The 10,733-nt window shown below is 42.0% G+C and carries 7 protein-coding genes and 1 pseudogene; all 8 read left to right on the top strand.

The genetic code is table 11. The annotated features are described in order from the left end of the window. Positions 1-548: 548 nt before the first annotated feature. The gene (gene hdtA, locus ACVCAM_RS25220) at positions 549-1,001 is read left to right on the top strand and encodes a H transfer determinant A (RefSeq protein WP_000952689.1); all 453 of its coding nucleotides are present in this window, start codon (positions 549-551) and stop codon (positions 999-1,001) included. Next, positions 991-1,416, top strand: coding sequence for a hypothetical protein (locus ACVCAM_RS25215; RefSeq protein WP_000836981.1), 426 nt, complete (start codon positions 991-993; stop codon positions 1,414-1,416). Before hdtA ends, ACVCAM_RS25215 begins: the two co-directional genes overlap by 11 nt. An 8-nt stretch (positions 1,417-1,424) precedes the next feature. After that, positions 1,425-1,979 carry a plasmid transfer protein gene (locus ACVCAM_RS25210; protein ID WP_000235773.1) on the top strand — a complete coding sequence of 185 codons (555 nt, stop codon included), beginning with the start codon at positions 1,425-1,427 and terminating at the stop codon, positions 1,977-1,979. A 119-nt stretch (positions 1,980-2,098) separates the two neighbouring features. After that, a complete protein-coding gene (gene rsp / locus ACVCAM_RS25205) occupies positions 2,099-6,403 on the top strand; it encodes an IncHI-type conjugal transfer protein RSP (protein WP_001232109.1) in 4,305 nt (1,434 codons plus the stop codon). A gap of 277 nt (positions 6,404-6,680) precedes the next feature. Further along, positions 6,681-7,193, top strand: coding sequence for an IncHI-type conjugal transfer protein TrhF (gene trhF / locus ACVCAM_RS25200; protein WP_001286760.1), 513 nt, complete (start codon positions 6,681-6,683; stop codon positions 7,191-7,193). Then, complete coding sequence (locus tag ACVCAM_RS25195) at positions 7,180-8,691, top strand: TrbC family F-type conjugative pilus assembly protein (RefSeq protein WP_001256132.1); 1,512 nt, start codon at positions 7,180-7,182, stop codon at positions 8,689-8,691. Before trhF ends, ACVCAM_RS25195 begins: the two co-directional genes overlap by 14 nt. 144 nt (positions 8,692-8,835) lie before the next feature. Next, positions 8,836-9,891, top strand: a complete 1,056-nt coding sequence (trhU, locus tag ACVCAM_RS25190) for an IncHI-type conjugal transfer protein TrhU (RefSeq protein WP_181231580.1) — start codon at positions 8,836-8,838, stop codon at positions 9,889-9,891. 18 nt (positions 9,892-9,909) lie between these two features. Continuing rightward, positions 9,910-10,733: pseudogene (gene trhN / locus ACVCAM_RS25185) on the top strand (IncHI-type conjugal transfer protein TrhN); the annotation flags it as partial.

Here is a 10,733-nt window from a genome sequence, read left to right as displayed (position 1 = left end):
CAGGTGCATCCAAAATTTCAAAAGAAAAGTCCATTTCCTCTGTGGTGCCAGTGCTAGAAAAAGTATCGGATGAAAATCAAACCGCCTCCATAAGCATAAAATCTAAAGCTAAGGCAAACAAGCGACTAGCGACTTTGGCAAGATAGGTGAGAGACAGTACAATCGACTTCTGAGTTCAACTTGTCTTACCAGGAAAGCCAGCATACTTGCTGGCCTTTTTTTTGTTATAATAAACTCAGGCTTCAGCTGAATCTGTAAAATTACTGTTAATGAAACGGTATTTTAGGTTAATTTGGATGCTGTTACAGGAAGTGCGGATTTTTCCTAAATTTGTAAAAAACCTAAGAATTATCTTAATAAATCTGGTACTTAATTATTATTTTACGTAAAAAGTCTTTGTGGTTTAATGGTTATGTAAGGATTTTTTGATACCCTTATACCCGATGGACCTAAGGTCACTGACAACGATGTTCATGTAGAATCTTCGTTTCTGTAATCCCTTTTGTCCTTGTCCCAAATGATTGATTATTATAATAAAGGCTGATCGAATGCTATCTCGCAACTCACTAATACATGGTTTACGCCGAGACCAGTTAATCGGAGTTCTGACTATTTCAGAGTTTCCGGTAGTTATGGTAGAAAGCCACTTCATTCAGTCTGAGGTTATGGGAATAAAACCCGTAATTTTTAATATTGATGAGCTTCTTGTTTCTATATCCCCAATTTCCTCTCTTAAGTTCGATTGGGAGTGGGCCCCAGTTGATACAATACTCATTGAAGTTATCATTCCACCTGTAGAGTCAGACCTTGTAAGTGCAGAAAATGACTTCCTCCGTGATTCTGGTATTGGCCATATCCAGTGCGAGCCTGGCGGAGCATCAATACGACGTACAGTTACCTTCGTTGGTGGAATAACCGCTGATAACTTACTGTATCAGTTGAGGCTTATGTGCGTAAGCGCGTTAAAACTTTTAGGAGAGGAACTGGGGGATGAAGTCTAAGATTAGATATGTTTTATCTGGTTTTGTTGTGTTATGTGCATTTGCTGGAGTTTATAAAATCCTAAACAATGTTCCGGTTAAACCTGACCTTTTGGACTTCACTGGAAACACATTTAAAAAGACATCACTCTTCCTGCCATGTGATAAAAGCTCGCCTTCTTTAAACATTAAAATTGCTGATAACGAGAAAATCGTGATCAACGGCATCGCTTCAAAAGTAACTTTTGTTGAAAAGGCTGACCCCGTCAAAAGCCCTGGTTTTTGTGATGATCTTGATCTAAACAATTCTCGCCTTGTACATACGGCATCTTACAGCCTGGTGATTTCTGAAACCAAAACAGGATTTACACTATCAAATTTCAAGCATCTTGCCGATGATGAATCATTAGGCGGTATGTGGTTTTATCAAAAGTGACTTTTTATATGGCAACTTCAGACTTCGCTCTTAAAAACCATAATGTTAAAGCATTTGGTCAGGATGCAGCCCTTGTCATTGAGATGAACAATGAAGATGTTAGCTCATCAAAACCTTCACCTTTTTCAAATGAGATTGATAATTATTATCTTACATTGCACGTCGCTCCAAGGAACGCAAAAAAAGATTATGACTGGGGCTCAAACCGTTCTGTACTTCTAAAATTGTCGACGAATGAAGTTATGCAGATGGCATCTGTATTTCTTAGAATCATGCATACTTTAAAGATTGATAAGAGGAAAACCTCACATCATGGCCACGTCGTATACAAAAATATAAGCGTTACCCCAAACGAGAGGGGCGGTTTGTTGTTATCCGCAGGGATAGTTCCAGTCGATAAAGATGGCTTAAAACCCTTCATGCACATGGTCCCCGTCTCACAAATGGATTGCGTTAAAATTGGCCTCTACATACTTGGATATCTTGCTCAAAAAACGCCCTGGGTAAGCTCCGAGTCTATAATTACCGCGCTTCGCTTATCTGAAGCCAAGAATTCAAAATAGCGCATTAACATACGGAATATACGGAAAAATACAGGTTTTTTTAAATGTTATACGAACGGATATTTCTGTTTTTCATCGTAAAGTGAGTTTAATTTTGCTCAGAAAAACAGGTATTCGTCATGAGAAAATCAGGTTTAGGTTTAGCCCTGTTGTTTTCTTTAATTGCTCCGATTAAAGCGGTCTATGCTGAAGCGATTATGATTTCAGGAAAGCTACAGGCTGATTTGCCAGCCGTATCCTTTGACCCGGGGCCGGGCGACTTTGTTGCATACGTTAATTCTAACACTATCACTGCCTCAGGTGCAGGCACAGCCTGTAATGTAACGGTTGATGATCGAGCGACTTCCTCTGTTGATAACCTCGTTTGTTTTTTTGAGTGGTTACCCAATACCTTGGGATTAACTTCTAACGGCTTCACTCTTTCAGGCGTTCCCAACACCACCGGTGATTTAAAACTACCTTACAAGATTTCTTACTTCTCTGGTTCTGAACGGAAAAAAGTTGAAATAGTAAAAGGTGAATATTCAATCAAAAGTGTGGCACCGGTAAAACCAACTATCACCGGTCTTAAATCATCCCTGAACGGATTAGTCTATGACGGCTTTTCTTTCAAATCGTATTTAAAGGATGAAGCGATCAAAGATATCGCTGTTTCTGTTGAACCCCGCAATTATATTCAATACATCTCAATAGGTTCAGGCTCCGCCTGTGAAGTACCTATTGGCGGAACTTCCTGTACCATTGAAGTTGGAAGCATTAAGGCCAGTGATACAGATGAACTTTTGGGTTCACGTGATATCACAATTACAGCAAACTCTAAGAATAATTATTTCGCACCTCCTGAATCCAAAAAGCTTGTTGTTAACTGGGATTATCGGCCTCCTGTAGTAGACCATACACTTTGGAATTTTACCGATGAGGCTAAAACAATCAAAGTAGGTGGCCAGGACATCTATACCGGAGCCAAAACCGTTGCTGTGGCCGTTAAGGTACCCCAGCAAGAAACAGAAGGTGAATGGTGGCTCCCAACAGCTATGTCGCTCACTATGACTCCGGATGGCGTGTTTAAGCCGACGACTAAAGTGACTTTAGATGATGGCACTGAGATTGATTTCAAACAGTCCTGGGCAACCCCTTTACGTAGAACTTTACAGCCGGTAAGTGGACCTCAAAAAGTCGGTGATGAGTACCTCTATATCTTTGACTTAACGGATCTTATAAACGGGTCCTACGCAGCGACTTTTACAGTAGAAAATACGAGCAAAAACTCTTCTACGTACACTGAGCCTGAAAGCAAACTGATGCTGTCTGATAACCCAACGCTTATGGTTCTCAAAGATGGGCAGGTATTAACTAAACGAGCACCCGTATACTTCCTGAACGAGATTATCGTTGCAGCTTTCCAGGGGCAGGCTGGGGTTGCTGACATAAAATCAGTAACAATAGACAACAAAGTAGTTTCGTTAACACCTACAAATTATAAAGGTATTTACTACCTGCCGGTTGGAGACGATTTAGCAGTTAATTCGGATCACGAGATTACTGTGGTGGCTGAAAACCTTTATGGAAAAAACGTAAATTTCAGTACCGTGTTCACTTATCAACCTACTGGATTCACTCTTAAGAATCTGGAAAAAAACGTAACTCTTTACTCGCGCGTACGTCAGTATACGGACCTGCTTAGTCAAACAGCTGGTGATAAATGCACTCTGTTTACCACAGAGGAAAATGCGAATGCTTACCTCGCCTGGTATGGGGAAAAATCAGATGTTACAGCATGCTACCCTCAGTGGAACAATGTCCCTGATGGGTTGGAGTTCTATTTTAAAGGACGTACCCCGGGTCTAACTGGATTCTTTAATAAAACAGGTGAGAATCTGCTCGACTATCAAGTCTATATGATTAACGGGAAGGGCTCTAAAGCGGTTTCCGCAAGGAATCGCCGTACTCTGACCACACAATTACCATACAACCCGATCATCTCTTACAAAAAGAATAAAGTCATAGCAGGCATCAATCCGAACACTGCTCTGGCTTATACGACCGGGGGGGAGGCCGCTCGAATATTAGCGAAGGTGGTACCAGCTGACGTTACGATGATCGTCTCTCAAAACGGCTCTGAGGCTGTCAAAACGTCATTTAAAAATCGTTCCTCAAACAACGATGCAACGACCTTTGTACAAAGGGTCAAGGTTGCTGCTGCACCATTGTGGACAAAGAACGTCTTTGACATAGCTGTAGAATACTCAAAGGATCCAGAATTAAGAACTACAGACACCCTCAACGTATATACGGTGCCTGATTTCAATATTCGAGCATCGATGGAAGTGGATGACAAAAAAACAGCCACATCTCTTGAAGTGCCCTTAAAGGTAACAGTGGGGCGTTATAACAACTCCACACGTAAAAGTGCATTTGACCGTAAAACAATGGGAGAATGGGACGTCACGATATACTCTCAAAAAAGTGTATACGGCAAAGATCCAGAAACAGGCCGTTATAAAACTACATACGAAAGAACTGCGCTGACTGAAGCATTGCCGGTCAATGATGCGGGCATTGTCGAAACCAAGATTAAAATTGAAAATATGGATCTGGGTAATATGCGTCTGGTTGGTGTGGCTAAGGTCAGATCGCCATTCTCTGATTTTGAAATGAAACGTGAGACCAGTGCTGTAGGCATTCGAATCTATAAAGGTGAGGAACTGGAGGGTAACCTGTCGAAAAGCCTTATTATCGGAAGGATCCCACTTAGTACTCTGGTAAGCTTCAAATCTGCCAGTACGGCTAACTCTGATGCACTCGCCCCCACCGAATGGCAGCAGTCCTCTGATAATGGTCAAACCTGGACCATGCTTTCCGACATGACCGGAAAGAGAAGTGTAAGTATCAAAAAGACAGAAGTAGGAAAGTGGCTTTATAGGGCAAAAATGACTAATAAATTCACATCCAAGATTTCCTACACAGATGCCTTAACGGTAGTTACCTACAAGCAGCCTAAGCTCAGTATAGATGTTACAGACATTCTTCAGGGCTCAGATATACCTGTAACCCTGCTTGATAACGATGAACCTATACCAGCAGGCACCGCTGAGGTTCTCTGGTCAGAGGATAAAGTCAACTGGGTGCAGGGAGATACAACTTACACTGTGGCTTCAGCTGATACCCTACCGTCTACGATTTATGCCCGGATGCGTTACCTTGATTCCGATGAACTGGCAGAGGAGTCTTCATGGAAGGAAACGTCTGCTCGGTTGGCAGCCGCAAAACCCAAGCGCCTTTCTGTCTCGGTAACGGGGGTTTCAAAGGTAGAGGTTGGTCAAAAAGTTACTTTGGAAGGTAAGTTCACGAACCCTAACAGTAAGTACCAGAATGGTAATAACGTAGTTGAAGAATGGAAAACACCGGATGGCCAGACATTTAAGGGCTCTTCACTGTCTGTTACCCTTACTGAGCAAATGTTGGATAAACAGGGATATGCTGCTTTTGAATACAGTGCATGGTTAGCGGACAATAAGGAGAATACGGTTTCTACCCGTAGAGTTTCTGTCAAATCGTGGGTTTATAAATTTCCCGAGATGAAAATAAGCTCCAAACTTAAATACGACATGGCACCGACCACCCTACGCGTTGCGTTGAGCGGTATTAAGGATGGAGACTATCCTGGTGTTACTTATTCCCGTGAATGGATCTACGACAAAGAGAATCTGGTAATCACTAAAGATGAAGGTGACACCAAAGAATTTACAATTGAAAATCCTGGCAAATATACATTGATGGTTGTTTTCAAAGATAACCGAAACAATGAACAGCGTATCGAAAATACCTTTGTTGTCGATGAACAAACGCCAATGAACGTTGAGATGACACCCAAGTTCTCTAACAAATATATGAGAGCTCCACTCGATGTAACCTTAAGGTCAAACATCAAGCTATCTCATTCGGCGGACTCGATAGATACGGTCACATACAAGGTGAACGGTGAAGTAATACCCAGCGGCAAAAATTATTGGGCTCAACTGATCTCGGGTTTAAAAGAAAAGAAATACGAGATTACAATTGATGTTGTTAGTAAACTTGGACAGAGAGGTTCAGCATCTGTTGAGTTTGATGTCGTTAAAAACGCAGTGCCTAATTGTACATTGAGCTACACGGAAACCAACCTAAGCTGGAGCTTTACCAATAAATGTGATGATACTGATGGAAAAATGGTTAGATATGAATGGTTCATCAACGGCGAATTAAGGAACGTTTTCGGTAGTACGGCTACACTTTCTAAAAACCTTAACCGTGGTAAGCAGGACATAAAAGTAATTGCTTATGATGATAGTGGAGACTTTGCAACACAGCACGTGACAGTTTTCGGACCGGCTGAAGAGGCAAGTAAGTCTGAAAACACTGTATCAATACCAAGCAGTGAGTAGTTAATTTTTAAATATAAAGCCGGGACATTATGTCCCGGCTTTTTTATACCCAATAATTGGACCTTTGAAAAATTAATGTCGGAAAGTAACTTTGCTCCAAAGGCATCTTTCATGGCCGCTAACAAAGCTGCGTATACATGCTGAGGAATTAACATTCTTATAGGTGAATATTAGGTTAGTTTGCAGACTTCCGAGCGTTGAAAAACATGGATAATAGTTACTTGGATAGAGGTGCATCTGCCTAGTAAAAATATTCTTCAGTGCCAGTGAGAAAAATATGAGCGACTACATACCTAAAAAGAGAGGGCTGCTTATACTGGATTGGTATGTCCCCCTTAATATTTTATTGCTGATTCTCGTTATGTGTGTCTTTTTCACCCGTTATACATTTGGATACGGTTTATTGAATGGGTGCCTGCCTGCTGATTTTTATATGATTGATCATTCGGATAAAAGTATTAAAACTGGTGAACTCATAGCATTTAACATGCCGAAATCGGTACGTTTTATCCCAGAAAATGAACGAGTCATAAAAATTGTTGCCGGTGTGGGCGGTGACAAACTTAAAGTAACAATGGATGGGGTTTATAACGGGGACAAATTTTTTGAAGCTAATGCACGTCGTATTTCGAAGAAATACAATATTCCGTCCATTTTGATTGAAAAAGAATTGATAATTCCTGAAGGCGAAGTTTTCCTAATTGGGCAAACCGATCACTCATGGGATTCCCGTTTTTGGGGAACAGTAAAGCTGAATTCAGTAATTGGGAAAACATATGCGATCTTTTAATGTAAATAAAAAATATTTACCAATACTTCCTGGACTTGCGTTATGTGCAGTTTTAAGTAATACAAATGCAAGCACTGAGTATCAACATGATGCTGACCTAATCGCTCAGCAAGCAAAAGGGCTTGGGGCACAGGCTAAAGGTGCACAGCAGCCAGATGGGGCTCTTAGCCTTGATGCTACGCTAAAATCACCAGATGTGCAGAAGTACATAGCGCAAGCTGAAGCACTCCAAAAAAACCAGGACCTGAGCAAGCAAATAAACCGTGGTTACGTCCCCGGTATGAATGCGGATAGTGTTCAAGCAGTTATAGACCATACCCAGGCTATCAGGGCCCAAAGTAATAACTCTGAAGCTGTCAACGATATAATTAGAAGACGTGATGAAATTCAAGAAAACGCCAGCCTTAATGAAGCGGCTCTGAAAGCTGTGGAAAATAAGCCGGAAGTCATGCGAGGACAATCTAAAAATATCGAAAAATTGTTTGGTTCCTCGGGCATCACAGCTGCTGACTTCGAAAGAAAAATGGATAGCACACGTGAAGAAGCACTATCAACTGAAAATGGAATAACGATCTTTGCTTCATTTAGCTTGCCGGATTATGTACTGGAAGACCTTCTACGTACGGCCTCAGAGCATAAAGCTCGTGTAGTTTTCAATGGTCTAAAGAAAGGAACTACTCGGCTACCAGAGACACAGGCAGCAATAAACCAAATGATTGTCAAAGGAAAATTTGAATCTCCTTTGATTACAATTGATCCTGATAGCTTCAGTCAGTATCAAGTAACTCAAGTACCGACAATTATTTCTAGGGAGCAAGCTCGTTTTGCAAAAATGGTAGGCTCCTTCAACGTTGAGTTTTTTCAGCGAGAACTTGCTAAAAAACCCGATCAGGATATTTTCCCGGTTGCTGGTACCACTTATCCCGTTGAAGAAAAGAGCATCATTAAAGAACTGGAAGAACGTGCACAAAAATATGACTGGGAAGGTGCAAAAAAAAGGGCCGTTTCTGACACATGGAAAAATCAATGGATGGTCGACCTCCCTCCTGCCCAGGAACACAAAGAATTTTTAATTGACCCTACAGTGAGGGTCACTCAGGACGTAAAAGATAAGCAGGGCCGTGTAATAGCTTCCGCCGGTGAGTTGATTAATCCACTTTCGAGATTTCCTCAAAACCTGACGATGATAATTTTCGATCCACTCAATCCGGGCCAGCTGGTATGGGCTGAGCAGCAGTATCGACAACGTCTGGGTAGTGGAAAAGTAATGCCAATGTTTACCCGTATCCAAAAAGATAATGGATGGGATCACCTAAATGATTTACGTGAAAAATTTAACGGTAAGGTGTTTAAAGTTAACGAACAGATCATCTCACGCTTTCAGATTAAAAACACACCTGCGCTTATAACTACTGACCAAGATAAATTCCGGATCACCCTGTTTAGCGAGGCAGAAGTCCGTGGTATCGGAGCCCCAAATCTTTCAGAGGAAAAATAAGATGAAACTCGGATTTATTATAGGCGCTCTCTTTGCAACATGGCTGACGCTAAATTATCCGGACCAGATGAGAAGTTATTTTACCAAAGCCGTCGACTATATCGAAAGTGTTGCAACATTTATTACATCCAAGTGAGCATGATGGTGAAAAAATTCAAAAAGTTACTTTTAGAGTTCATTGTAGCAGTTATGCTTTCGCTTTCTATACCGGGTATGGCTATGGCAGCAGATGCTGGAGTCCCTGGGGCTATGTGTCAGTCAGCTGGAGTGTGGCAGGGCTTGATTAAGAATATCTGTTGGAGCTGCATTTTTCCCATGAGGATAATGGGCATAGGGGCAGCTCCAGAAGGCGCTGCTCCTTCACGTCCGGGTTGCTACTGCACAGATCAGAACGGCGTACCGGAAATAGGTTGGCAATTGAGCTTCTTTCAGCCGGTGAAGATTGTTGAAGTTGTAAAGAGCCCCTGGTGCAGCCCCTTTCTTGAAGGCACGATGCTTCAAAAATCGCAGTTTGATATTGGTAAAAGCAACACAAATCAGCCAATGACAGCAACTGAAGCCGGATTTTACGATGTTCATCTTTGGGAGTTCCCAATCATGACAATGCTCAAATTACTGATTATTGGCGAGTGCACTGCTGAACCCTATATAGATGCCAGCCTGACCTATATAAGCGAAGTGGACCCTATGTGGGAAAGTGATCTGCTTACACTCGTCCTGAATCCAGAGGCAGTAGTTTTTGCAAACCCAATTGCCTCAATGGTGTGCGCTGCTGACTGTGTAGCAGTAACAGCAGGAAAGGATAATCTCGCTGCATACTTTTGTGCCGGATGCGATGGCAACCTTTATCCATTAACCGGCCACATTTACGCAAATGATGACGCTGTAAGGACGAGTTCACTGATAACCCAGCGTCTTCTGACTAAACTACATCGCCAGGGAATGCTGATGCGAACGATGGGAGCAGACGCAATGTGTGAGAAAACGTGGGAATACTTTACACCTCGTTCCCAGTATCGGCTTTCAATGCTTTTCCCAACTCCTGAGGCGAAAGGGCCGGATTGCTGTCATCGTCTTGGTGATTCGGTACATGACTGGTCAACCCTTAAAGGTGGGCGCAAAAAAATAGGCAATGATAATTATGTCTATATGTTGTGGCGTTACAATGACTGTTGCGTCAGATATATACCAGGCGCTTGATTTCTAAGGGTAAAAATAATGAAACTTAGAAAAACGATAGCTTCAACTATTATTGCATCAATGATTGCCAATACTATGAGTTGGGCTTTTTATATCTCTCTCATAAATATGGTAATGACTCCTCGTATTTATGCGGCAGACGCTATATTTGACCAGCTCGAAAGTAACTTTAATCTTGCTAATCCTAACGCAAATCGCAATGCGACAACCAGTGCTCAGGACATTGTTGAGAAGTACAAGAATGCGGATTCAGGCGAGAATGTCAGTGGGAAGATCACCGAGAAATACGTGGGTAAAGCCGAATCCGCTAATCTTAATCTCGGAAAGTATGGGGCAGGGAACTCAAATGAAAGTGTCATGAAAAATGCCGCATCCGATGGAAAGTCCATTGGTAGCGCCGTACAACTGCCGAGTATGTCTGGAGGGACAATCAATTCAAACTATACCAAGGAAGGGGCAAAGCTGCTCTCTCGGGATGCTAATGGCAACATTGGTATAAGCAGTAATCCCAATACTACTCCTGGAACCAAAACAAATACCGGAGAGATTTTCAGCTCAGAGCAAAAGCACAGCGATATTAAGTTCAATGCCGCAGATCGTTATGGGGATGAGGATGGCTTTGTAAACGATATAAAGAATCGGAAAAGCCAGTTATTTGATGCTCAAAGTTATGATGGCGTTGCCTACCGCACCCTCGTAAATGCTAACAAGGACAACCCGGCATCATCTATAAAGCCTAACGATCCCATGTTTACTGCGGGGAGAAATGAGATAACAAATGCTGTTGCTGGTACTGGAAACTGGCTTCAGAACTGTAATGTTGAGACCTCTAAAAAAACAGT

It is taken from the genome of Enterobacter sp. CFEC122 (assembly GCF_052983755.1).
Note: the sequence above shows the minus strand (reverse complement) of the source record. Positions and strands in the feature narration are given on the sequence as shown.